General features: G+C 72.8%; 20 protein-coding genes and 1 tRNA gene. 12 read left to right on the forward strand and 9 right to left on the reverse strand.

Annotated elements, in window-relative coordinates; all coding sequences use genetic code 11:
* The first annotated feature begins 64 nt into the window (after positions 1–64).
* Positions 65–766 carry a FadR/GntR family transcriptional regulator gene (locus IAG44_RS32025; RefSeq protein ID WP_187750564.1) on the forward strand — a complete coding sequence of 234 codons (702 nt, stop codon included), beginning with the start codon at positions 65–67 and terminating at the stop codon, positions 764–766.
* A 30-nt stretch (positions 767–796) separates the two neighbouring features.
* On the opposite strand, the gene IAG44_RS32030 is transcribed toward IAG44_RS32025, so the two are convergent.
* The 4 genes from IAG44_RS32030 to IAG44_RS32045 all read right to left on the reverse strand — a co-directional run bounded on the left by IAG44_RS32030 (position 797) and on the right by IAG44_RS32045 (position 6,837).
* On the reverse strand, positions 797–1,192 hold the full coding sequence (locus tag IAG44_RS32030; protein WP_187750565.1) for a YchJ family protein: 396 nt from the start codon (positions 1,190–1,192) through the stop codon (positions 797–799).
* Positions 1,193–1,224: 32 nt separating this feature from the next.
* Entirely contained in the window at positions 1,225–2,574 is a 1,350-nt protein-coding gene (locus tag IAG44_RS32035) for a M1 family metallopeptidase (protein WP_187750566.1), read from the reverse strand.
* A gap of 65 nt (positions 2,575–2,639) precedes the next feature.
* On the reverse strand, positions 2,640–6,482 hold the full coding sequence (locus tag IAG44_RS32040) for a Pls/PosA family non-ribosomal peptide synthetase (RefSeq protein ID WP_187750567.1): 3,843 nt from the start codon (positions 6,480–6,482) through the stop codon (positions 2,640–2,642).
* Positions 6,483–6,752: 270 nt separating this feature from the next.
* Positions 6,753–6,837, reverse strand: a tRNA-Leu gene (locus tag IAG44_RS32045).
* A gap of 184 nt (positions 6,838–7,021) precedes the next feature.
* On the opposite strand from IAG44_RS32045, the gene IAG44_RS32050 reads away from it, so the two are divergent.
* The 3 genes from IAG44_RS32050 (at position 7,022) to IAG44_RS32060 (ending at position 9,725) form a co-directional block, all read left to right on the forward strand.
* The gene (locus IAG44_RS32050; RefSeq protein WP_187750568.1) at positions 7,022–8,347 is read left to right on the forward strand and encodes a M20/M25/M40 family metallo-hydrolase; all 1,326 of its coding nucleotides are present in this window, start codon (positions 7,022–7,024) and stop codon (positions 8,345–8,347) included.
* A gap of 132 nt (positions 8,348–8,479) precedes the next feature.
* A complete protein-coding gene (chpH, locus tag IAG44_RS32055) occupies positions 8,480–8,713 on the forward strand; it encodes a chaplin ChpH (protein WP_187750569.1) in 234 nt (77 codons plus the stop codon).
* 142 nt (positions 8,714–8,855) lie between these two features.
* A complete protein-coding gene (locus tag IAG44_RS32060) occupies positions 8,856–9,725 on the forward strand; it encodes a chaplin (RefSeq protein ID WP_187750570.1) in 870 nt (289 codons plus the stop codon).
* Between the two features lie 196 nt (positions 9,726–9,921).
* On the opposite strand, the gene IAG44_RS32065 is transcribed toward IAG44_RS32060, so the two are convergent.
* On the reverse strand, positions 9,922–10,110 hold the full coding sequence (locus IAG44_RS32065) for a DUF5703 family protein (protein WP_187750571.1): 189 nt from the start codon (positions 10,108–10,110) through the stop codon (positions 9,922–9,924).
* Between the two features lie 47 nt (positions 10,111–10,157).
* Between IAG44_RS32065 and IAG44_RS32070 the strand changes: the two genes are divergently transcribed.
* Positions 10,158–10,874, forward strand: coding sequence for a hypothetical protein (locus tag IAG44_RS32070; RefSeq protein WP_187750572.1), 717 nt, complete (start codon positions 10,158–10,160; stop codon positions 10,872–10,874).
* Positions 10,875–10,926: 52 nt separating this feature from the next.
* Here the strand turns inward: IAG44_RS32070 and IAG44_RS32075 are convergent, their stop codons facing one another.
* Together IAG44_RS32075 and IAG44_RS32080 are read right to left on the reverse strand one after the other, a co-directional pair.
* On the reverse strand, positions 10,927–13,299 hold the full coding sequence (locus IAG44_RS32075) for a helix-hairpin-helix domain-containing protein (RefSeq protein ID WP_187750573.1): 2,373 nt from the start codon (positions 13,297–13,299) through the stop codon (positions 10,927–10,929).
* The gene (locus IAG44_RS32080; RefSeq protein ID WP_187750574.1) at positions 13,296–14,282 is read right to left on the reverse strand and encodes an aldo/keto reductase; all 987 of its coding nucleotides are present in this window, start codon (positions 14,280–14,282) and stop codon (positions 13,296–13,298) included. Before IAG44_RS32080 ends, IAG44_RS32075 begins: the two co-directional genes overlap by 4 nt.
* A gap of 158 nt (positions 14,283–14,440) precedes the next feature.
* Between IAG44_RS32080 and IAG44_RS32085 the strand changes: the two genes are divergently transcribed.
* The 7 genes from IAG44_RS32085 to IAG44_RS32115 all read left to right on the forward strand — a co-directional run bounded on the left by IAG44_RS32085 (position 14,441) and on the right by IAG44_RS32115 (position 22,244).
* On the forward strand, positions 14,441–15,496 hold the full coding sequence (locus tag IAG44_RS32085; RefSeq protein ID WP_187750575.1) for an LLM class F420-dependent oxidoreductase: 1,056 nt from the start codon (positions 14,441–14,443) through the stop codon (positions 15,494–15,496).
* Positions 15,497–16,423: 927 nt separating this feature from the next.
* Complete coding sequence (locus IAG44_RS32090) at positions 16,424–17,206, forward strand: ferritin-like domain-containing protein (RefSeq protein ID WP_187750576.1); 783 nt, start codon at positions 16,424–16,426, stop codon at positions 17,204–17,206.
* A gap of 117 nt (positions 17,207–17,323) precedes the next feature.
* Positions 17,324–18,007, forward strand: a complete 684-nt coding sequence (locus IAG44_RS32095; RefSeq protein WP_187750577.1) for a histidine phosphatase family protein — start codon at positions 17,324–17,326, stop codon at positions 18,005–18,007.
* A gap of 87 nt (positions 18,008–18,094) precedes the next feature.
* Complete coding sequence (locus tag IAG44_RS32100; RefSeq protein WP_187750578.1) at positions 18,095–18,685, forward strand: DUF3090 domain-containing protein; 591 nt, start codon at positions 18,095–18,097, stop codon at positions 18,683–18,685.
* The gene (locus IAG44_RS32105; protein WP_187750579.1) at positions 18,649–19,482 is read left to right on the forward strand and encodes an SCO1664 family protein; all 834 of its coding nucleotides are present in this window, start codon (positions 18,649–18,651) and stop codon (positions 19,480–19,482) included. Before IAG44_RS32100 ends, IAG44_RS32105 begins: the two co-directional genes overlap by 37 nt.
* Before the next feature lie 138 nt (positions 19,483–19,620).
* Positions 19,621–20,850: a cysteine--1-D-myo-inosityl 2-amino-2-deoxy-alpha-D-glucopyranoside ligase gene (gene mshC, locus IAG44_RS32110; RefSeq protein ID WP_187750580.1), complete on the forward strand. Its 1,230-nt coding sequence runs from the start codon at positions 19,621–19,623 to the stop codon at positions 20,848–20,850.
* A 425-nt stretch (positions 20,851–21,275) separates the two neighbouring features.
* On the forward strand, positions 21,276–22,244 hold the full coding sequence (locus IAG44_RS32115; RefSeq protein ID WP_187750581.1) for an SMP-30/gluconolactonase/LRE family protein: 969 nt from the start codon (positions 21,276–21,278) through the stop codon (positions 22,242–22,244).
* Between the two features lie 47 nt (positions 22,245–22,291).
* Here IAG44_RS32115 and IAG44_RS32120 read toward each other — a convergent pair whose 3' ends face one another.
* Positions 22,292–23,209 carry a PAC2 family protein gene (locus tag IAG44_RS32120; RefSeq protein WP_187750582.1) on the reverse strand — a complete coding sequence of 306 codons (918 nt, stop codon included), beginning with the start codon at positions 23,207–23,209 and terminating at the stop codon, positions 22,292–22,294.
* 154 nt (positions 23,210–23,363) lie between these two features.
* Positions 23,364–24,035, reverse strand: a complete 672-nt coding sequence (locus tag IAG44_RS32125) for a FadR/GntR family transcriptional regulator (protein WP_187750583.1) — start codon at positions 24,033–24,035, stop codon at positions 23,364–23,366.
* Positions 24,036–24,124: the final 89 nt, after the last annotated feature.

Consider the following 24,124-nt stretch of genomic DNA (forward strand, 5'->3'; position numbering starts at 1 on the left):
TCAAGCCCTCGTGACCAATAAATCTGACTTTTTGGGTCCGTGACCGGGGACGTACGCTGAGTGCATGACCATTCCGGGCCGAGGTCTGCACGGCCATGTACTCGACACCCTCGGACCCGCGATCACCGCAGGCGAGTTCCCCCCTGGCAGCGTTCTGCGCACCGACGAGCTGTCCCAGCGCTTCGACGTCTCCCGCTCCGTCATGCGCGAGGCCGTCCGCGTCCTCGAATCCATGCACCTCGTGGAGTCACGCCGGCGCGTGGGCGTGATCGTGCGCCCCACCGCCGAGTGGAACGTCTACGACCCCCAGGTCATCCGCTGGCGCCTCGCCGGCGCCGACCGCCCCCGCCAACTGCGCTCACTCACCGTCCTGCGCTCGGCGATCGAGCCGGTCGCGGCGGGCCTCGCGGCGAGGAACGCGACGCCGCAGCAGTGCGCCGAACTCACGGAGTGCGTCCTCGGCATGGTCGCCAACTCCAAAGGCCACCGACTGGAGGGCTACCTCATCCACGACGTCGCCTTCCACCGCGTCATCCTCACGGCCTCCGGCAACGAGATGTTCGCCCGCCTCGGCGACGTCGTCGCGGAAGTCCTCACCGGCCGCACGGAGCACCAGGTCATGTTCGAGGACCCCGACCCCGCCGCCGTCACCCTCCACGTCCAGGTCGCCGAAGCCGTCCGCGAAGGCAACGCCGAACGCGCCGAACAGCTCACCCGCGAGATCACCGAGGGCGCCCTCCAGGAACTGGACATCCTGGCGCCCTGAGCCGGCCTCACTCCCCAGGAGACCCCGGCCTCACTCCCCGGGAAACTCCCCGTCCACATACACCCAGGCCCCGTCGACCCGCTCGAACCGGCTCACCTCGTGCAGCGACCCACCCCGGTACGAGGCCCGGAACTCCACAACCCCCTTGGTGTGGAACGCCGTTCCGTCCCGAGTCGCGACGATCTCCAACCCGGTCCACCGCATCCCCGGATCCAGCTCCAGGCTCCCGGGCCGCGTCCGGGGATGCCACGTCCGCACGAGATACCCCGCGTCCCCCTTCACGAACGCGCTGTACCGCGACCGCATCAACGCCTCAGCGGTCGGCGCACCGACCGCACCGGCACCGACCACACCGGCGTGATACCGCCCACAACAGGCGTCGTACGGCTGGGGAAGCCCACAGGGGCAGAGGACGGGACGCACCATGCCCCCATTCTGCCGGACCCCGCCGAACCGCCCTACGCAGGCAACGGCGGCACCGGCGGCATCGCGGGAAACTCCGGCAGCACACCCCCATACACCCACGCGTCGAACAACTCCTCCACCCCCTGCCCGGCGAACCGCCCCACATGGGCGACGAACGTGGACGTCGTCACCGCACCCCCCCGATGCAACCCGGCCCATCCCCGAAGCATGGGAAAGAACGCGGAGTCCCCGAGAGCACACCGAATCGCATGGACGGCAACCCCACCCCGCTCATACAACCGATCGTCGAACATGTTCTTCCGCCCGGGATCGGCGAGCCGCAGATCCTGCGGCATCGAGGCGAGCAACCGATGCGCGGCGGCGGCGAGTTGGTGCGCGCTGCGCCCCCCGGACCGCTCCGACCACAGCCACTCCGCGTACTTCGCGAGCCCTTCGTTGAGCCAGATGTGCCGCCAGTCGGCGACGGACACACTGTTCCCGAACCACTGATGGGCCAGCTCGTGCGCGATGAGCCGTTCCGAACCCCGGGCCCCGTCCACATGGTTGACCCCGAACAGCGACAACCCCTGCGCCTCGACGGGCACATCGAGCTCTTCCTCGGTGACGACGACCGCGTACTCGTCGAACGGATAGGGCCCGAACACCTCCTGGAAGTACTCCATCATCGCGGGCTGCCGAGCGAAGTCCCGCGAGAACCGGGGCAGCAACTCGGCGGGGATATGCCCGTGTTGAGGCACCCCACCGGGCCCGATGTCACCGAGCAGCACCGTCTGGTACTTCCCGATGGCGAGCCCGACGAGATAACTGGAGGTCGGGGCGGACTGCTCGTACACCCAAGTCGTCGTGGACGCACGGGTGGTACGCGTGAGCAGCCGCCCCCCGGTCACCACGGAGTACGCGGACGGCACGGTGATGGACAGCAGATAGGACGCCTTGTCGGCGGGCCGGTCGTTGCAGGGGAACCAGGACGGCGCCCCCACGGGCTGGCTCGCCACCAGCGCCCCGTCCCCCAGCTCCTCCCAACCGATCCCGCCCCAGGGGCTGTTGACCGGCTTGGGATTCCCGGACCAGTGCACCTCGACGGTGAACGCGGCACCCCCGCGCACCGACTTGGCGGGCCGCACCCTCAACCGCCCGCCCCGGTGGGTGTATTGGGCCTGACGCCCGTCGACCCGCACCCGCCCGACCCGGAAGTCCGCGAGGTTCAGGTGGAATTCGCTCAGCGCCCCCCGCCCGGCGATCGCGTTGATCCGGGCCGTCCCGGACAACCGGTTCGGCCCGGGACGGTAGTCCAGCGTGATCTCGTAGCGATGCACGCGGTAGCGAGGGTCGCCGTTGTCCGGGAAGTACGGGTCCGGCCCCGCTGCCTGCTGAACTGCCACTACCGCGTCCGCTCCCTGCGCCGTGCCACTCGAATCGTCGCCCATGGGCACCGAGTGGCCTGGGCTCACGGGCGCCATGCCTCGATCGGGTTGCCGAGCCAGCGGGTGTCGTCGGGGACGGACTCCGCGGCCATGACGAGCGACGCGGGACCCAGCGTCGTACGGGCCCCGATCGTGCTGCCGGGCAGCACGATTCCGCCAGGGCCCAGCGTGGCACCCTCACGGAGTACCACAGTATCCGTCCGCAAGATCCGGTCGTGGAAGAGGTGAGTCTGCAGAACACAGCCCCGGTTGACCGTCGACCCCGCCGCGAGCGTCACGAGATCGGCCTCCGGCAGCCAGTGCGACTCCAGCCAGACCCCCTTCCCGATCCGCGCCCCGAGCCCCCGCTGCAACGCCGTCATGACGGCCGTCCCCGGCACCGCGCCGGCCAGCCACGGCACCGCGACGACCTCGACGAACGTGTCCGCCAGCTCGTTGCGCCACACGAACGAGCTCCACAGCGGATGCTCCCCGGCCCGATGCCGCCCCACCAGCGCCCACTTGGCGACGACCGCGAGCACCGAGCCCAGCACACCGGCGGCCAGCAGCACGACCCCGCCCGCGAGGAACCCCCACGGACCCAGCGCGCACAGCGCCGCGACGACCAGCACCGCGAGCCCCGCCGAGCAGAACACCGGCACGATCCGGCACAGTTCGACCAGCCCGCGCGCCCACAGCAGCCGCGCCGGCGGCTCGTACGTCCGGCTCTGATCGCCGTCCGACGCGCTGCGCGGCAGCTTCACCGGCGGCAGCCCGAGATACGAGCTGCCCTTCTTCGCCTTCTTCGGCGTCGCCGACAGCACCCCGACGAGCCCGCCCTCGGGCACCGACCGCCCCGGCGCCGTCATCCCCGAGTTCCCGAGGAACGCCCGCCGCCCGATCTCGGCCCGCCCGATCCGCACCCAGCCGCCACCCAGCTCGTACGGCGCGGTCAGGGTGTCGTCCGCGAGGAACGCCCCCTCGCCGACCGTCGTCAGACTCGGCAGCGCCAGCACGGTCGACACCTCGGCCCCGCGCCCGATCCGCATCCCCAGCGCCCGCAGCCACACCGGCGTGACCAGCCCCGCGTACAGCGGGAACAGCGTCTCGCGCGCCTGGTCCATCAACTGCGTCACGGTCCACGCCTGCCACCCGACCCGGCTGTGCGTCGGATACGTCCCCTCCCCGAGCCGCAGGCTCAGCAGCCGGACGCCGACGAGGATCAGGAACGCGTACACCAGCCCGTACGCCAGGGTCGCCGGGACGAGCGCGTACAGCACCCCCGGCCACACCGCCCCGCCGGGCCGCACGAACACCGACGCCACCAGCAGCGCGACGGCCGCCGCGGCCACCGGCAGCAGGCTGAGGGCGCCGCCCGACAGGCCGTACATGAACCGCCAGGCCGTACCCCGCGCCGGCCGCTCCTTGGGCCAGCTCCGCTTCGCCTTGCCCAGCTTGACCGCCGGAGCCCCCGCCCACCGCTGCCCGGTGGGCACCTGCCCGGCGACGGCCGACCCCGGGGCCACCTCCGCCCGCTTGCCGACCCGGGCCCCCGGGAACAGCACACTGCGCGTCCCGACGACAGCGTGCGCGCCCACCTTCAGCGCGCCGACCTCAAGCCGGTCCCCGTCCAGCCACCAGCCGGACAGGTCGACCTCGGACTCGACGGCCGCCCCGCGCCCCAGCTTCAGCATGCCGGTCACCGGCGGCAGCGAGTGCAGGTCCACCTCGGGCCCCACCTTCGCGCCCAGCGCCCGCGCGTACCGCTCCAGCCACGCCCCGGTCAGCGAGGTCGCCCCGCTGAACTCGGCCAGCCGCTCCGCCGTCCACAGCCGCAGGTGCACGCTCCCGCCGCGCGGATACCGGCCCGGCTTCACCCCGCGCAGCAGCAGCCGCGCGCCGCCGGCCGCGATGCCGAGCCGCCCCGGCGGGGTGAACAGCGCCAGCGCGGCGACGACGAGCGCCCACCACGGCGCCGTCGGCAACCACCCGTACCCCGGCAGCAGGTTCCCGGCCGCCGCGAGGACCGTCGCCCAGCGCAGCCCCGTCAGCGTGAACAGCGGCAGGAGCAGCAGGAGTTGGACGACCTGGGCGCGCACCGGGACCGGCACGATGACCCGCGCCGCGCCGTCGTCCTGCGCCGACTCCTCCAGCAGACGGGCGAGTTTGCGCAGCACCGGCTGCTGATAGATGTCCAGGACGGCCGCGCTCGGATACCGCTCGCGCAGCCGCGTCGTGAGCTGCGCGGCGGCCAGGCTGCCGCCCCCGATGGCGAAGAAGTCGTCCGACGCGCTCGTGACCGGCGTGCCCAGCACCGCGGTCCACTGCTCCGCCAGCCACGCCTCCGTGCCGTACAACTCCTCCTTCACCAAGGAGGTCTGCAGATCCGGCAGCGGCCACGGCAGCGCGTTACGGTCCACCTTCCCCGAGGTACGGGTGGGCAGTTCGTCGACCGGCGCAAGCAACGGCACCAGCGCGGCGGGCAGTTCGGTCCGCAGCCGCGCCACGGCGGCGGCCTGGTCCCAGCCCTCCTGCGTCACCACGTACCCGACGAGCAACTGGTTCCCGCTGCGCGCGGTGCGGACGGCGGCGGCGCCACCGGCCACGCCGGGCAGCGCCTGCAACGCGGCGTCCACCTCGCCGAGTTCGATGCGCCGCCCGCCCAGCTTGATCTGCTCATCCGCCCGCCCGAGGAACAACAGCCCCTCGGGATCGGCCCGTACGAGGTCACCGCTGCGGTACGCCCGCTCCCAGCCCAGGGACTTGAGCGGCGCGTACTTCTCGGCGTCCTTCTCCGCGTCGAGATACCGCGCGAGACCGACCCCGCCGATCACCAACTGCCCGGTGCCGCCCATCAGGACGGGCTCGCCGGCGTCGTCCACGACCGCCAGCTCCCAGCCGTCCAGCGGCAGGCCGATGCGGATCGGCTCCTCGCCGGTCATCAGCGCGGCACACGCCACGACCGTCGCCTCGGTCGGACCGTACGTGTTCCACACCTCCCGCCCCTCGGTCACCAGCCGCTGGGCCAGCTCGGGCGGGCACGCCTCACCGCCGAAGATCAGCAGCCGGACGTCGTTGAGGGTGTCGGGCTCCCACAGCGCGGCCAGCGTCGGCACCGTCGAGACGACGGTGATCTCCTGCTCCACCAGCCACGGCCCGAGATCGGCGCCGCTGCGGACCTGCGAGCGCGGCACCGGCACCAGACACGCCCCGTACCGCCAGGCCAGCCACATCTCCTCGCAGGACGCGTCGAACGCCACCGACAGCCCCGCCATGACCCGGTCACCGGGCCCGATCGGCTCCTCGGCGAGGAACAGCCGCGCCTCCGCGTCCACGAAGGCCGCCGCGCTGCGGTGCGAGACGGCGACGCCCTTGGGCTTGCCGGTCGACCCGGAGGTGAAGATGATCCACGCGTCGTGCTCGACCCCGGGGCGCCCCGCCGGGCCGCTCTCGCCGGGCTGCACGGTGATCGCGTTCCCCGCGGTGACCACGGCCCGCACATCGGCCTCGCCGAACACCAGCTCGGCCCGCTCGTCCGGGTCCTCCGCGTCCACCGGCACATACGCGGCGCCGGCCGCGAGCACGGCCAGGATCGCGACGTACAGGTCATTGGTCCCCGACGGAACCCGCACCCCGACCCGGTCCCCGAGCCCGACGCCCGCTGCGGCCAGCCGCCGCCGCATCCGCTCCACCTCGGCGGCCAGCTCCCGGTAGGTCAGCTGGGTGTTTCCGTCGTCGAGCGCGGGCTCGTCGCCGTAGAACCGCACGGTGCTCTCGAAGACGTCGACGAGCGTGCGCGCCGGGGCGGCAGAGCCACCCGAGAACCTCGCGAACGCCGTCTCTTCCTCCGCCAACAAGGCCGTGCTGACCTCGTGTATGGCCGCCATCAGGTCCCTCGCGTCTCGTTCCCGGAAACCTCCGGGGCGCTGGCGGGCCCGCAGGTATGCCTGGGGTTGTCCGGCTCCAGCCCGTAACAAGCCGGAAATTTTAGTACCAAGCTATGGATCAACCACTTCCCCTGCCACCCGAAAGGGCCGTTCGGGCCACCGGCGGACGCCCTGAGCAGGGCCCTGACCTGCGTGATCTTGGTGCCGGAGAGAGATCGGCCACATAACGACCGAAGGCCCCGACCGACTGGTCGGAGCCTTCGCTCACTGTGTCCGAGGGGGGACTTGAACCCCCACGCCCGATAAAGGGCACTAGCACCTCAAGCTAGCGCGTCTGCCATTCCGCCACCCGGACAAGGTGTCTGTCTCGCGGGGTTTCCCTCGCGGCGACGTCGTAAACATTACCAGGGTTTCCGGGGTGCTCGATCACGGGTGGAACGGCGTGAACGGTGTGTGACGAGGTGGGAGCGGTCTTGGGTGTGGGAGGCCGGGGAGAGAGGATGAGAGGGAGAGACACACCGGCAGCGGGAGGCAGTGGCGTGAGCGAGACGGGCACGGGTGGGTACGTCAGGGGCGAGGACGAGGTCGTCGACCTCTGTTCCGAGCTGATCAGGTTCGACACCAGCAACTACGGCGACCACTCGGGCCCGGGGGAGCGGCAGGCGGCCGAGTGGGTCGCCGGGAAGCTCGCCGAGGTCGGCCTGGAACCGAAGATCTTCGAGTCGCACCCCGGCCGCGCCTCCACCGTGGCCCGCATCGAGGGCGAGGACCCCTCGCGCCCCGCGCTCCTCATCCACGGCCACCTGGACGTCGTCCCGGCCAACGCGGACGACTGGACGCACCACCCGTTCTCCGGCGAGGTCGCGGACGGCTGCGTCTGGGGTCGCGGCGCCGTCGACATGAAGGACATGGACGCGATGACCCTCGCGGTCGTCCGCGACCGGCTGCGCGGCGGGCGCAAGCCGCCCCGGGACATCGTCCTGGCGTTCCTCGCGGACGAGGAGGCGGGCGGCACGTACGGGGCCCGGCACCTCGTCGACCGCCACCCCGACCTCTTCGAGGGGGTCACCGAGGCGATCAGCGAGGTCGGCGGGTTCTCCTTCACCGTCAGCGAGCAGCGGCGGCTGTACCTCATCCAGACGGCCGAGAAGGGCATGCACTGGATGAAGCTGACCGTCGCCGGGACCGCCGGGCACGGCTCGATGATCCACCGCGACAACGCGATCACCGAGCTGTCCGAGGCCGTCGCCCGCGTCGGACGGCACACGTGGCCCGTCCGCGTCACCAAGACCACCCGCGCCTTCCTCGACGAGCTGGGCGACGCGCTGGGCATGCCGCTCGACCCCGAGGACATGGAGGCCACCCTGGCCCGCCTCGGCGGCATCGCCAAGCTGATCGGCGCGACCCTCAGCAACACCGCGAACCCGACCCAGCTCGGCGCCGGCTACAAGGTCAACGTCATCCCCGGCGAGGCCACCGCCCACCTCGACGGCCGTTTCCTGCCCGGCTACGAGGACGAGTTCCTGGCCGACCTCGACCGGCTCCTCGGCCCCCGGGTCAAGCGCGAGGACGTCCACTCCGACAAGGCCCTGGAGACCTCCTTCGACGGCGCCCTCGTCGACGCGATGCAGTCCGCGCTGCTCGCCGAGGACCCCACCGCCAAGGCCGTCCCGTACATGCTGTCCGGCGGCACCGACGCCAAGTCCTTCGACGACCTCGGCATCCGCGGCTTCGGCTTCGCGCCGCTCAAGCTGCCCCCGGAGCTGGACTTCGCGGGCATGTTCCACGGCGTCGACGAGCGCGTCCCCGTCGACGGCCTCCAGTTCGGCGTCCGCGTCCTGGACCGGTTCATCGACGCGTCCTGACCCCTCGGGCGCACGTTCTAACACCCCTCGGACGGGTGAATCCGACCATACGCTCGTAGCCCCATTACTCCCTCCTCGTTACAGGTCATGCGGTCCGCACCTGGGGCCGCTTGCCAACGAGGAGGAATACACATGATCAAGAAGGTCGTCGCCGCCGCTGCCGCCACGGGCGGTCTCGTTCTCGCGGGTGCGGGCCTGGCCGTCGCCGACTCCGGTGCGCAGGGTGCCGCCGTGGGTTCCCCGGGTGTCGTGTCCGGCAACGTCATCCAGGTCCCCGTCCACGTCCCGGTGAACGTGTGCGGCAACACGATCTCCGTGATCGGCCTGCTGAACCCCGCCTTCGGCAACACCTGCATCAACAAGTGACGCCACCCCGCTGAGGGGGGCGTCCACACGCCGTACCGGCCCCGGAGCGCGCGCCATGCGCTCCGGGGCCGGACGGTTTCCAGGACATCGGCCAGCGGACACATCTAGCGGACACATCAGTTCAGTAAGGCAGGTAACAGCGATGCGACAGGTCACCCGCAAGGGGTTCATGACCGTGGCGGCGGCGACGGGGGCGATCGCCGCCGCGGGAGGGGTCGCGCACGCGGACTCGGGCGCGGGCGGCGCCGCCCAGGGCTCACCGGGCGTGCTGTCCGGGAACTCGGTGCAGGTGCCGGTGCACGTGCCGGTGAACGTCTGCGGGAACACCGTGAACGTGGTGGGGCTGCTCAACCCGGCGATGGGGAACTCGTGCGGGAACGAGAGCGGTCGGCACGGGGGCGGCGGGTACGGCGACGGGGGGTACGGGGGCGGAGGCCACGGCGCGTCCGGGGGCTCGGGGGGCGCGCACGCGGGCGGGCACGCCGGGGGGTCGCCCGGGGTGGGGTCCGGGAACGTCGTCCAGGTGCCGGTCGATGTGCCGGTGAACGTGTGCGGGAACAGTGTCGACGTCGTGGGGGTCGCGAACCCGGCGTTCGGGAACGAGTGCGGGAACGGGGGGCCGGGGTATCCGGGGAACCCGGGGAATCCTGGCGGGCCCGGAGGTCCCGGCGGTCCCGGTGGGCCGGGGAATCCGGGGAACCCCGGTGGTCCGGGGGGTCCGGGCGGGCCTGGTGGGCCGGGGACGCCGGGGCATCCCGGGAACCCGGGCAACCCCGGCACCTCGAACCCCTCCGGCCCCACGAACCCCACCACCCCCACCCACCACAACCCCCCGAACCACGCCCCCCACACCAGCCACACCACCCCTCACGCCTCCGCCCAGCACTCCACCCCCACGGGTGAGCTGGCGAGCACCGGTGCCGAACTCCCCCTGGGCATCGCCCTCCCGGCCGGCGCGGGCATCCTGGTCGCCGGCGCGGTGCTCTACCGCAGGGCGAGGACGTCGTTCTGAGGGCGATCTTCGGCCAAGCTTCGGCAACGGCCGTCAAAACCAGGGCAGAACAGCCCAAGCGATGACAACTGCCGTGAGAATGCGAGGGTGATCCCGGTCACGGCGATCATCCCGCGCCGAAAGCGCGACGGAGCGGGCCCCGACCCGGCGGGGCTCGCTCCGTTGTGTCGCCCGTCTCCTTCGTCCGCGTCTCAGCTCACCAGGTGGCCCGCGCCTGGCGGATGATCCGCCGCCGCAACCGCACCTTGCGGCTGCCGTCCCGCATGAGGCTCAGACGGTGCAACTCCCAGTGTCCGTACTCGGCATGGTCCGTCAGCAGCCGTGTCGCCTCCTTGCGGGAGACCCCGCGTGGCACGTACACGTCGACAAATTCGTATTCCGGCATCGCATCTATTGTGCGGGCTGGTGCCTCGTACGGATAGCGTCTGCACTATGTCTGATGCTGCGCAGCCCACCGCTGCCGAGGTACGCGCCGCCGCCGAGGCGGTGAAGACCGCGCTGGATCGTCACCTGGCCGCGGTCGAACGCCGGTCGGGGGAGGACGACCCGGCCGTCTACGAGGCGTTCAACGAACTGGCCGCTGCGGCGGAGACGTACGACGAACTGCTCTACGACCGCTACGACGAGGTCACGCCCTTCGAGATCCCCGGCACCGACGACTCGCTCCCGCCGTACGCGGGCCCCGAGGAGCCGAACGCCCTCAGCGTGCTGATCCGCCGCGACTACGCCGTGGCGGAGCCCCAGCGGCTGCTCGCGCAGGCCCAGCGGGTCGAGGCGGCGGACTACGACGGCGGCGAGGACACCGCGAGCACCGTCCACGGCGCGCTCGGCATCCTGTTCGGCGAGTACGAGCCGGACGAGATCGCCTCCCGGCACAAGGAGTTCGGCCTGGAGGAGGGCGACTCGACCCTCTGGGTCGTGGCCGCCGACGAACCGGCCGACCCCGGCGAATGGCTGGAGACCCCCTTCGAGCAGGCCGACCCCCAGCGGGTCGTCTGCCGCTTCGACGTCAGCGCCGTCTTCGACGAGGAGACGGACGACGAGGACTTCGACCTCGACGAGGCCATCGACGAGGACGACGCCATCGACGACGTCGAAGTCATCGACGAGGCCGACGACTTGGAACCGCTCGACGCCGACCGGCGCTAGCCGGGGTTCCCAGGGGCGCGGAGGTGATCACCTCCGCGCCCTTCGCTGTGCGCTACCCCACCGCCGCGGGCACCTGGCCGCGCAGCAGCACCGGCAGCCGGGTCGTCCTCGGCTTCGGCAGGACCTCGGCGACCGCGCGCGGGAGCGCCTGCTCCACGCCGTGGACGACCGACAGGTGCCGCTGCGCGCGCCCGAACGCCGTGTACACCCACGGCCGGGACAGCGCCTGAGCCGCGTCACCGGGCAGGACGACGACCGCCGCCGGCCACCTCCCGCCGACCGCCTGGTGCGCGGTGAGCGCCCAGCCGTGCCGCACGCTCCGCTCGACCTGCTCCTTGGGGACGACGACGGCGGCGCCCGCGCAGGTGAGGTGCAGGCCGTCCGCGTCGGCGCCGGTCACCCGGCCCGGCAGCGTACGGCCGGGCGCGGGGGAGTAGGCGACGAGGTCGCCCGGGTCGAAGCCGGCGAAGCGGCCGGGGCCGGGGTTGATCCGCTCCTTGAGGGCGGCGTTGAGCGCGCGCGTGCCGGCCGCGCCGCCGTGGCCCGGCGTGATCACGACCGTCTCCTCGGGGGTCACCCCGAACGCCCTCGGCACGGAGTCGGCGACCAGCTGAACCGTCCGGTGCACGGCTTCCCCGGCGTCCCGCACCGGCACGATCACGATCTCCTTGCCGGGCGCCTCGACCTGGTTCAGCTCCCCGATCCCGACCCCGGAGACCAACTCCCCGATCGGCCCCGGGTCCGGCGTCCGCGACGCGACCTGCGGGCACACGCGCGCGCCCACGAGATCCCCGAACACCCGCCCCGCCCCGGCCGACCACAGCACCCCGGGGTCCCCGCTCAGCACGAGCCGGGCCCCGTCCGCCAGGGACTCCACGACCATCGCGGCCGTCTCGACGTCCAGTTGGGGCGCGTCGAGCACGACCAGGAGGTCCAGGGCGAGGGTTCCGTCGGGGGCGCGCCCGGGGCCCTCGACGCCGGCGAGGAGGCCGGGGAGGGTGACGACGGGGGAGACGCGGTCGTCGGCGGGGGATCCTGGGTGCGGGATGCCCCCCGCGCTCGCGCCGGTATCCGTGTCTGCGCCCGCGCCTGCGCCCGTGCCCTCGCTCAGCAGGGCCGCGAAGCGGTCGCGGCCGTTGGGGGTGTGGCAGGCGGCGACCGCGCGCAGGCCGAGGGCGTGGGCGGCGTCGAGGAGAGCGGCCGGTTCGGCGCGGGACGCCTCGCCGCCGGTGTGCAGGACGAGGCCGTTCGAGGCGACGGCGCGGATCAGGTCGGCGGCGCTCCTGGGCGCCGAGGACACGGCCGTCTCCCACGCGGGCGAGCCGTCGCCGGGCAGCGCGTTGACGATCCGGGCGAGGCCGTCCGCCAGGCTCTCCTCCGCGAGCGCGTACCGCTCAAGGCCGACCAGGACACGGACGGGACGCTCCTCCTCGTCCCCGTCGCCCTGCGCGGGCGCGGCGCCGGGCTCCTCCAGGGCGTCCTGGAAGACCAGCGCCTCCCCTTCGGCGACGGTGTCCTGGACGGCGGCGTCGGCGTCCGGCACGCCCCGCTGGGCCAGCGCGGCGGTCAGCGCCGGCAGCTCCAGCGCCGTGTGCCCGGCCAGGGCCGCCTGCTCCAGCAGCCACAGCGTCACCGCGCGCCCGCGCCGCTCGTCCTGCGGCCCGCACGCGTCCCCGAGCAGCGCCCGCGCGAACCCGTCGGCCTGCTCGGGCCGCACCCCGGAGACCCGCAGCAACTGCCAGGGGTCGTCCCGCAGCGACTGCGCCGCGCTCTCCCCGAGGGCCACGGCGACCTGCGAGGCCAGCGCCTCCGGCGCGCCCCCGGACGCGAGGACACCCCGGACGGCGGCGACGGTCTCCGGCGCGGGTGCGGAGGGGGCTGCGAGGGGGTGTACGCCGAGGGCGAGGCCGCCGGCGCCAGGGCCGGTTTTAAGGCTGCTCTCCGAACCGGCGGCGGGTCCTGCGGCGACACGGGCGGCGTCCGGGTTGCCGCGAGCTTCGCCCGTGTCGGCTGCTGGTGTGGTGGCCGTGTTCGGTGACCCCGCGTCAGGCCGCGGCCCGGCCTCCGGGACACTGCGCGGGGCCGGTGCCACGTACGCGCTCGCGGGCTTGGCGCCGCTCTCCACCGCCCGCACGGCGGCCAGCAGATCCGCCGCCGAACCGCTCAGCTTGCCGCCGCTGGAGATCGGCCCGTCCTTCTCCGCCTTGCGCCGCTCGATCCGCTCCCGCTCGACCTTCTGCGCGGCGAGCTCGGCCTGGGCCTCGGTGAGTTCGGGCGCTGGGGCCTCGCCCTTCTGGGCCTCGCCCTTCTGGGCCTCGCCCTTCTGGGCCTCGCCCGCGTCGCCCTCGGTGGCTGCCTCCGCGTCGGCTTCCCCCTCCGGTGCCCCCGGCGCTTCGTTCTCCGTGGTCTCCGGGTCCGTGCTCACAGCGTGCTCCAGTCGTGATCGGGATAGCGGTGCACGGGCGCCGACACGTCGTCGAGGGCCCGGCAGATCTCGTCTGGAAGCGTAAGGGCCTCCACTGACAACGCGGCGCTGAGCTGCTGCGCGTTGCGCGGGCCGATGATGGGCGCGGCGACGCCGGGACGGTCGCGGACCCAGGCGAGGGCGACGTGCAGCGGGGTGACGGCGAGCCCGTCGGCGGCGGTCGTGACCGCGTCGACGATGCGGCTGGCGGTGTCGTCGAGGTAGGGCTCGACGAAGGGCGCGAAGTGGTCGGAGGCGGCGCGGGAGTCGGGCGGGAGGCTGTCGCCGCGGTACTTGCCGGTGAGGACGCCGCGCCCGAGCGGGGAGGAGGGCAGCAAGCCGATGCCGAGGTCGACGGCGGCGGGCAGCACCTCGCGCTCGACGCCGCGCTGGAGGAGGGAGTACTCCATCTGCGTGCTCGACAGGCGCGTACGCGTGCCGGGCGCGGCGAGCTGCCAGGTCGCGGCCTTGGCGATCTGCCAGCCGCAGAAGTTGGAGACGCCCGCGTACCGCGCGCGCCCGCTGGAGACGGCGATGTCGAGAGCCTGGAGGGTTTCCTCCAGGGGCGTGTGGGGGTCGTAGGCGTGGATGTGCCACACGTCCACGTAGTCCGTGCCGAGGCGGGCCAGCGAGGCGTCCAGCGCGGCCAGCAGGTGGCCCCGGGAGCCGTCGAAGCGGCGGTCGGGGTCGGGCACGCTGCCGGCCTTCGTCGCGATGATCAGGTCCCGGCGCGGGACCAGGCCCTCTATGAGACGGCCCAGCAGGTATTCGGCATCGCCGTCGCCGTACACGTCCGCCGTGTCGACGAGGGTGCCGCCCGCTTCCCAGAACGTCTTCAAGAGGTCCGCCGCGTCGTGCTCGTCCGTGTCGCGGCCCCAGGTGAGGGTGCCCAGACCGATGCGGGACACGCGCAGGCCGGTGCGGCCGAGATGCCTCTGCTCCATGAACGCCGAGATTACTGGCCAGAACCGGGCGGTGGGTGGCCTGTGGATAACCGAATCCGCAGGTTGTGGAATGCCGGGTCACCCCTCCCGGTCGCACGCGGGGGCGCGCTAAGGTCTGTGCACACGGGACGTTACTGATCAGTAAGGGGATGCGGCCAATGCAGCTCGGGATCAACCTCGGCTACTGGGGTGCCGGGATGGACGGGGACAACCTCGCCGTGGCGCAGGAGGCCGACCGGCTCGGCTACGCCGTCTGCTGGGCGGCCGAGGCGTACGGGTCGGACGCGGCGACCGTGCTGGCCTGGGTCGCGGCCAAGACCGAGCGGATCGACGTCGGGTCGGCCATCTTCCAGATCCCGGCCCGCCAGCCGGCGATGACCGCGATGACCGCCGCGACCCTCGACTCCCTCTCCGGCGGGCGCTTCCGGCTCGGCCTCGGCGTCTCCGGGCCGCAGGTGTCCGAGGGCTGGTACGGCGTCAAGTTCGACAAGCCGCTGGCGCGCACGCGCGAGTACGTCGAGATCGTCCGCAAGGCCATGACGCGCGAGCGGCTGTCCTACGACGGCGAGCACTGGACGCTGCCGCTGCCCGGCGGACCCGGCAAGCCGATCAAGCTGACCGTGCACCCCGAGCGCGAGCACATCCCGCTCTACATCGCCGCGATCGGCCCCAAGAACCTCGAACAGACCGGTGAGATCGCCGACGGCGCCCTGCTGATCTTCCCGTCCGCCGAGCACCTTGAGGACACCGCCCTCCGCCACATCCGCGCGGGGCGCGAGAAGGCCGGCCTCACCCTCGAAGGCTTCGACGTCTGCCCCACGCTCCCCCTCGCGCTCGGCGACGACAAGGACGTCGACAAGCTCGCGGACACCTTCCGGCCCTACACCGCCCTGTACGTCGGCGGCATGGGCAGCCGCAAGCAGAACTTCTACAACCAGCTCGCGCAGCGCATGGGCTACGAGGCGGAAGCGGCGGAGATCCAGGACAAGTACCTGTCCGGCGACAAGACCGGCGCCGCGGCGGCGATCCCCCACGACCTGATCGACAAGACCACCCTCCTCGGCTCCGTCCCCCGCATCGCCGACCGCATGAAGTCCTACGCCTCCGTGGGCGTGACCACCCTCACCCTCGCCCCCGCCGGCTTCACCCTCGAAGAACGCCTCGCCTCCCTGCGCGCAGGCGCCGAGGCGCTGGAACTGGCGGGCCTGGCGTAACCACACACGCGGGCGCGAGGCCGATGAACACGGCCCCGCGCCCGCGCACGAGGCGGCAGGGTGCAGGCGCGACAGAACGGGCCCGCGAGGAGGGCGCCCCACGCGCATCCAGCCGGACGCCGTCGTCGCAGCCCAAGGACGCGACGGAAGGGTCCTGGACAGACGCCGTGCGCGACGGTCGCCCCGCGCAAGGCGTGACGCCCGAGCGAGGCCGGCCGACAGCCGCGACCTCGGCTCCAGACGGAGTCGAACGGCCCGCAGGGATACACCACCCGGCGTGGGGTCACGTCCCGTTGGGCGGTGTACCGGCGTGGAGCCGGCGACTCCGCAGGCCGGCAGGCGCGGTTTCGGCTCCGGGCGGAGGCCGACGGCCCCCATCGCCACACCACCCGGCGGGACACCATCCAGCGTGGCCCCACCCCCGCCACGCGTACTTCCCCGACCGGCTTCGGTACGCCCGCGCGCGTGTCCCACGTCCCAGATGACGTGCGCCCGCACCTGCGGTCGGCGCCGCGTGTAGCTCCCCGGCGTGTTCCCCTGCGCCCGCGCGTGCGAGGACGGCACGGCACCCGACTCCTCGCGCCCGACGCCGACCCGTATGCGCCGCGCGTGCCTCAGACCGGTCCACGCCCCCGTCCGGCGCCGGCCTGGACCCTGGCTCCGCCCCCGGGCCCCTCCTCGGCCGCAGCCCTCTCCTCAGCCCCGACCCCCTCCCCACAGCCCAGCTTCGTTCTCTGCCGCAGCCGCAGCCGCAGCATGTGCCGCTCACCGGCGCCGGCGCCCCGATGCGACGCGCTGCCACCACCCGGTGGGGCGCCGCGGGCCCCGGTGTGGGGGAGGTTGTCCGGGGGACGTGTTGCGGTGGGTTTCGGATCGTATTTGGCTGGTTCTCTGTCGGATGGGGCGGATACGGGAGAGGTGATCGGGATGCTTTCGGCGAAGGGGTTGTTCGAGGAGATCGTGGCGGACGACGAGTCGTTCCGGCTGTTCTGCTCGATCGCGGCCGGCGGGGAGGCGCAGGGCGGCTGGGAGAACGGGAGGATCGCGGCGCTGGTCCCGGAGAGCGAGCGGGCGCTGGCGCCGAAGATCAGCCGGCACGGCGCGGACGAGGACAAGCACGGGAGGATCTTCGGCGCGCTGATGAGGAAGCGGGGCCTGGAGCCCGTCCCCGTCCCCCCGGAGACCGACTACACGATGCTCCTGGAGCGCGGCGGCATCGGCCTGGCGCACGACAGGCTGAAGGCGGACCGCCCGCTCACCGTCGAGGACATCGTCACCTACCTGGCCCACAGCAGGGTCACCGAACAGCGCGCCTCGGAGCAGATGGAACTGCTGCGCAAGCACTTCGCGGACCACCCCGACCTGGGCCGCGCGGTACGGATGATCTCGAACGACGAGGACAACCACCTGGCCTACTGCCACGAGGAACTGCTGCGCTTCGCGCGCGCGGGCCACGGCCGGACGATCCAGCGGACCCTGCGGGAGTGCGCGCTGGCGGAGATCAGGATCTACCGCGACGTCAGCCTGGCGGTCATGGCCCACATGGGCCGCATCCTGGGCTGGTCGAAGGCCAGGTCGGCCGCCCTCACCGCCGGCATCCACGCCCTCTACGCCTACGAACGCCTCGTCGGCTGGCACCGCATGGTCACCCTGAAACCCCCGGCCCGCCGCAACGCCCTGGGCGGCCCGCCCGCCCCCGAGTTCGCCTGACGACGGCACCAGCCTGACGGCACCGGACGGCCCCCGAACCCGCCCGCCGATCACACAGCGCACTTTCCAGCCGTCCCCCGACCCCCCCTGTCAGCGCGTGCCCCTACCCTGGGCCGCATGCCCACCCTGATCCTCGTCCGGCACGGACGGTCCACCGCCAACACCTCCGGAGTCCTCGCGGGCTGGACGCCAGGCGTCGCGCTGGACGAACGCGGCACGGCCCAGGCGGCGGCGCTGCCGGAACGGCTCGAAGCACTGCCGATAGCGGAAGTCGTCACGAGCCCTTTGCAGCGCTGCCAGGAGACCCTGCGGCCCCTCCTGGAGGCGCGCGGGATGACGGCCCACACGGACGACCGCATCGGCGAGGCCCACTACGGCGACTGGAGCGGACGCAAGCTCGCGGAGCTGAGCGGCGACCCCCTGATGGAGGTCGTCCAGACGTACCCCTCGGCGGCGGCGTTCCCCGGCGGCGAGTCGATGAGGGCGATGCAGACGAGGGCCGCGGAAGCCGTCCGCGAGTGGAACGCGCGCGTGGAGCGCGACCACGGAGAGAGCGCCGTCTACCTGATGTGCTCGCACGGCGACGTCATCAAGGCGCTCGTCGCGGATGCCCTCGGCCTGCACCTGGACCTGTTCCAGCGGATCTCCGTCGAACCGTGCTCCGTGACGGCGATCCGCTACACGCGCCTGCGCCCCTTCCTCGTGCGCCTCGGCGACACCGGCGACCTCGCCTCGCTCGCCCCGCGCGAGGAACCCCCGGGCGGGGAGGCGACCGTCGGGGGCGGTGCTGGCGCACCGTGATCGTCGCCCGCAGTAGGGTGAAGCGGTCCGCATAGCGCGCACACGCGCGGACGTATCCGAACTCACGACTCTTACTGGAGACAGGACGTGTCCCGTCAGGTGTTCCTCTACGACCCGCCGGACCGCTTCGTGGCCGGCACGGTCGGACTGCCCGGACGCCGTACCTTCTTCCTCCAGGCCGTCGCCGGCCCCCGGGTGACCAGCGTGGCCCTGGAGAAGACCCAGGTCGCCGCGCTCGCCGAGCGCATGGACGAACTGCTGGACGAGGTCGTGCGCCGCAGCGGCGGAAACGCCGCCGTACCCGCCGTCGCCCCCGCCGAGAACACCGACACCGGCCCCCTCGACTCGCCCGTCGAGGAGGAGTTCCGGGTCGGCACCATGGCCCTCGCCTGGGACGGCGAGGAACAGCGCATGATCGTCGAGGCGCAGGCCCTCGTGGAGCTCGACGCGGACTCCGAGGAGGACCTGGCCGAGGCGGAGGAACGGCTCCTCCAGGACGAGGAGAACGGCCCCCCGATGCTGCGGGTGAGGCTCACCGGCGCGCAGGCGAGAGCGTTCGCCAAGCGCGCCCTGGACGTCGTCAACGCGGGCCGCCCGCCCTGCCCGCTGTGCAGCCTGCCGCTCGACCCGGAGGGACACGTATGTCCGCGCCAGAACGGATACCGGCGAGGGGCGTGACGACCGTCGAACCGGCCGACGCGCACCTCCTGACGCGCGGCGAGCTGACCGTGCGCGGGCGCATCGGCGACGCCTCCAACGCCGCCCTGTACTGCACCGTTGCCCTGGACGGCCGCGAGGCCGCCTGCGTCTACAAACCGGTCGCCGGGGAGCGCCCCCTGTGGGACTTCCCCGACGGGAACCTCGCCCGGCGCGAGGTCGCCGCGTACGAGGTGTCCGCCGCGACCGGCTGGGACCTGATCCCGCCGACCGTCCTGCGCGACGGCCCCTACGGCGAGGGCATGTGCCAGCTGTGGATCGAGGTGTCGCCCGACGCCGAACTCCTCGCCCTGGTCGACGCCGAGGAACCCGGACCGGGCTGGAAGGCCGTCGGGTTCGCCGAGGTGGGGGAGGGGCGGACGGCGCTCCTGGTGCACGCCGACGACGACCGGCTGCGCCGCCTCGCCGTCCTGGACGCCGTCGTCAACAACGCCGACCGCAAGGGCGGCCACCTCCTGCCCACCGCCGCAGGACGGCTCTACGGCATCGACCACGGCGTCACCTTCCACACCGAGAACAAGCTCCGTACGCTCCTGTGGGGCTGGGCGGGCGAGCCCCTGACAGAGGAGGCTCTGGGCACGCTCAAGGCCCTCAGAGGCGCCCTGGAGCCCTCCGGAGCCCTCACGCAAACCCTCGCGCCCCTCATCACCCCGGCGGAACTCGACGCCACCCGCGCCCGCGTCGACGACCTCCTCACCACCGGGAAGCACCCCGAGCCCGGCGGCGAGTGGCCCGCCATCCCCTGGCCGCCCGTCTAGGACCCGGCTGGGCCCCGCCGGGCACCCGGAACCCGCACACCCTCCTGCACATCCCCCCGTTCCGCGCAAGACCGCCTTTCACGTCATCCGATGCGCTCCGGTTCGTATACCGAACTAAGTGCCGGTTACGCTCATGACATGCATGCCTGGCCCGCTTCCGAGGTCCCCGCCCTGCCTGGTCAGGGCCGCGACCTGAGGATCCACGACACCGCGACCGGCGGCTTGGTCACCCTCGACCCCGGTCCTGTCGCCCGTATCTACGTGTGTGGCATCACGCCGTACGACGCCACACACATGGGACACGCGGCGACCTACAACGCGTTCGACCTCGTTCAGCGCGTGTGGCTCGACAGCCAGCGGCAGGTTCACTACGTCCAGAACGTCACCGACGTGGACGACCCGCTGCTGGAGCGCGCCGAGCGCGACGGTGTCGACTGGGTCGCGCTCGCCGAGAAGGAGACCGCGCTCTTCCGCGAGGACATGACCGCCCTGCGGATGCTGCCCCCGAAGCAGTACGTCGGCGCCGTCGAGGCGATACCCGGGATCGTGCCGCTCGTCGAGCGCCTGCGGGACTCCGGGGCCGCGTACGAACTCGAAGGGGACATCTACTTCTCCGTCGAGGCCGACCCGCACTTCGGGAAGGTGTCGAACCTGGACGCCGCCGCGATGCGGCTGCTGTCCGCCGAGCGCGGCGGCGACCCCGACCGGCCGGGCAAGAAGAACCCCCTCGACCCGATGCTGTGGATGGCCGCCCGCGAGGGCGAGCCGAGCTGGGACGGAGCCTCCCTCGGCCGGGGCCGGCCCGGCTGGCACATCGAGTGCGTCGCCATCGCCCTGGAACACCTCGGCATGGGCTTCGACGTGCAGGGCGGCGGCTCCGACCTCGCCTTCCCGCACCACGAGATGGGCGCCTCCCACGCGCACGCGCTGACCGGCGAGTTCCCCATGGCCCAGGCGTACGTGCACGCGGGCATGGTCGGCCTGGACGGCGAGAAGATGTCCAAGTCGCGCGGCAACCTCGTCTTCGTCTCCCAGCTGCGCCGGGACGGCGTCGACCCCGCCGCGATCCGCCTCGCGCTCCTCGCCCACCACTACCGCGCCGACTGGGAGTGGACCGACCAGGTCCTCACCGACGCCGAGGCCCGCCTCGCCCGCTGGCGCGCCGCCGTCTCCCGCCCCGACGGCCCCGAGGCCGGCCCCCTCGTCGAGGAGATCCGCGACGCCCTCGCGCACGACCTCGACGCGCCCTCCGCCCTCGACGCCGTCGACCGCTGGGCCTCCCGCCAGCAGGAACAGGGCGGCACCGACACCGGCGCCCCCGGCATCGTCTCCCGAGCGGTCGACGCCCTCCTCGGCGTCGCCCTGTAAGGGCAACGCACCGACAAACAGGGGCGGTTCCCCCGTACCGGCACGTGTCACCGGTACGGGGGAACCGCCCCTCGCGCGCCCTCCCGGCGTCGCCTGCGCCCGTTGCCCGCGCTGCCCCGAAGCCGGCCCGCGCGCCGCCCCTGCCGGCCGACACCACCCCCCTCGTGCCCCGGGCGTCGTCCCCGCGCCGGCCCGCGCACCGCCTTTCTCACGCCGCGCGCCGTGCCCGTGTGCCGGTTCTCCCGCCCCCGCCCTCCCGCCCCCGGCACGGGCCGCCCCGGCGCGGCCCCCTCGGAAACCCGCGCCCCCCAAGCTATCGATGACCTGTCAACCCCTGTGTCCCGCGCGGCAGTTGTGATGGGGTGGGGTGTCAGTTGACCGCCGGATCGGCCAACTGCCGGTCCCCGCACGCGGAAGGACGCCCCGTGGCACCCACACACGGTTCCTTCGCACACCCCCTCTCCCGACGCCGGATGCTCACCGCCGGCGCGGCGGCACTCGGCGCCGCCGCCCTCGGCACGACGGCCCACGCCACCCCCGGCGCCGCCCGGCCCGACCTCATCCCCCTCCCGAACGGCTTCCGCCCCGAGGGCATCGCGATCGGCCGCGCCCCCTACGCCTACCTCGGCTCACTGGGCGACGGCTCCATCTACCGCGCCGACCTGCGCACCGGCAAGGGCGCGATCATCTCGGCCGGCCCCGGCACCCCGTCCGTCGGACTCAAACTCGACGACAGGGGACGCCTGTTCGTCGCCGCGCGCGGCGAGGGCGCCCGTGTCGTCGACGCCCGCAGCGGCGAGATCATCGCCTCGTACCGGCTCACCACGACGACCCCCACCTTCGCCAACGACGTCTTCCTCACCCCGCGCACCGCCTGGTTCACCGACTCCTTCCAGCCCGCTCTCTACGCCCTCCCCCTGGGCCGGGGCGGCGCGCTCCCGGCCGCCGCCGACGTCGTCCGCGTCCCCCTGAGCGGCGACTGGGCGCAGGTGCCCGGCGAGACCGTCAACGCGAACGGGATCACGCGGACGCCCGACGGGTCGGCGCTGCTCGTCGTGCAGTCCGGCGTGGGCGGGCTGCACCGGGTCGACCCGCGCACCGGGGTGACCCGGCTGGTCGACCTCGGCGACGCGGCACCGCTCACCAACGGCGACGGCCTGCTGCTCGACGGACGGATCCTGTACGTCGTCCAGAACCGCCAGAACGCCGTCGACGTGTTCAGGCTCGCCGCCGACGGCCGCAGCGGCGTCTTCCTGCGGCGGATCACCGACACCGACTTCGACGTGCCGACGACCGCCGCCGCGTACGGGGGCCGGCTGTACCTGCCCAACGCGCGCTTCACGACGACGCCGACACCGGAGACGACGTACGCGGTGGTCGCCGTGCCCGCGTGAGAGCGTGAACGACAGGGCGGGGGCACTGGATCAGCGCCCCCGCCTGCTCAGTCCTCCGACGAATCCTCGTCGTCCCCGCCCGCCTTCGGCGGTCTCGGCGGACGCGTCTTCTCGTTGGGGTCGTTCGGGTCCCGGCGGCGCAGGTACCGCTCGAACTCGCGGGCGATCGCCTCGCCGGACGCCTCCGGCAACTCGGCGGTGTCGCGGGCCTCTTCGAGCGTCTGGACGTACTCGGCGACCTCGCTGTCCTCGGCCGCGAGCTGGTCCACGCCGACCTGCCACGCGCGCGCGTCCTCCGCCAGCTCACCGAGCGGGATACGGACGTCGATGAGGTCTTCGAGGCGGTTGAGCAGGGCCAGCGTCGCCTTGGGGTTGGGCGGCTGCGACACGTAGTGCGGGACGGCCGCCCACAGGGACACCGCCGGCACGCCCGCGTGCGTGCACGCCTCCTGGAGGACGCCGACGATGCCCGTCGGGCCCTCGTACTTGGTCTCCTCCAGGTCCATCCGGCGCGCGAGATCCGGATCGGACGTCGTCCCGCTGATCGGCACCGGACGTGTGTGCGGGGTGTCACCGAGCAGCGCGCCCAGGATCACCACCAGCTCCACGCCCAGCTCGTGCGCGAAACCCAGCAGCTCGTTGCAGAAGGACCGCCAGCGCATCGACGGCTCGATGCCGCGCACCAGCACCAGGTCACGCGGCTTGTCGCCGCCGACCCGCACGACCGACAGACGCGTCGTCGGCCACGTGATCTTCCGCACGCCGCCGTCCATGAACACCGTGGGCCGGTTCACCTGGAAGTCGTAGTAGTCCTCGGCGTCCAGCGCCGCGAACACCTCGCCCTTCCACTCCCGCTCCAGATGCATGACCGCGGTGGAGGCGGCGTCGCCGGCATCGTTCCAGCCCTCGAACGCGGCCACCATCACTGGGTCGATCAGCTCGGGAACTCCCTCCAGCTCGATCACCCAGCGCCTCCTTCCGACGTGCCCTCGCCTGACCACCCAACCTTACGGCGTGCGGCAAGGGCGTCCGCAGCCCCCTTCCACGGGGGAGTGAACGGATCACTGCCCCGTCCGGCGCCATCGAACACCCCTGGCCGCGAACCCGGAGAAACCGGTTTCACAGGCTCGCCCGCAGCCACTGCTCCACGCTCGCGATGTGCACCGTCGCCCACGACCGCGCCGCCTCGGCGTCCCGGTCCCGCAGCGCGGCCAGGATCGCCCGGTGCTCGTGCAGCGTCCGCGCCACCGCGTCCTCCTGAGTCAGCCCCCGCCAGATCCGCGCCCGTGTCGTGGGACCTGACAGGCCGTCAAGCAGCGAGCACAGCACCGAGTTCCCGGCGCTCTGCACGATCCCCCGGTGGAACTCCAGGTCGCACGCGACCAGTTCCTCCACCGAGGGCGCCTCGCCCAGCCGGTCCAACTGCGCGCTCAGCGCGTCGAGTTGCTGCTCGCTGACGCGCAGCGCCGCCATCGCCGTCGCGGCCGGCTCCAGGATCCGGCGTACCGCGAGGAACTCCAGGACGGTGTCGTCGCGATGGAAGTCGACGACGAAACTCAGCGCCTCCAGCAGGAGTTGGGGGTCCAGGCTGGTGACGTAGGTGCCGTCGCCCTGACGCACGTCCAGGATGCGGATCAGTGACAGCGCCCGCACCGCCTCCCGCAGGGAGTTCCTGGACAGGCCCAGTTCGGCGGCGAGTTCGCTCTCCTTGGGGAGCCGGTCGCCGGGGCGCAGCGCACCCGAGACGATCATCCCCTTGATCTTCTCGATCGCCTCGTCGGTGACTGCCATGACCGGCCTCCCAAGTTCGCGCGCGTTCCGGATATCTCAGGCGTCCCAGACATCTCGGGTGACGGAAGACATCGGATGTCTGGGGGCCA

This window comes from Streptomyces roseirectus (assembly GCF_014489635.1).
GTDB lineage: Bacteria > Actinomycetota > Actinomycetes > Streptomycetales > Streptomycetaceae > Streptomyces > Streptomyces roseirectus.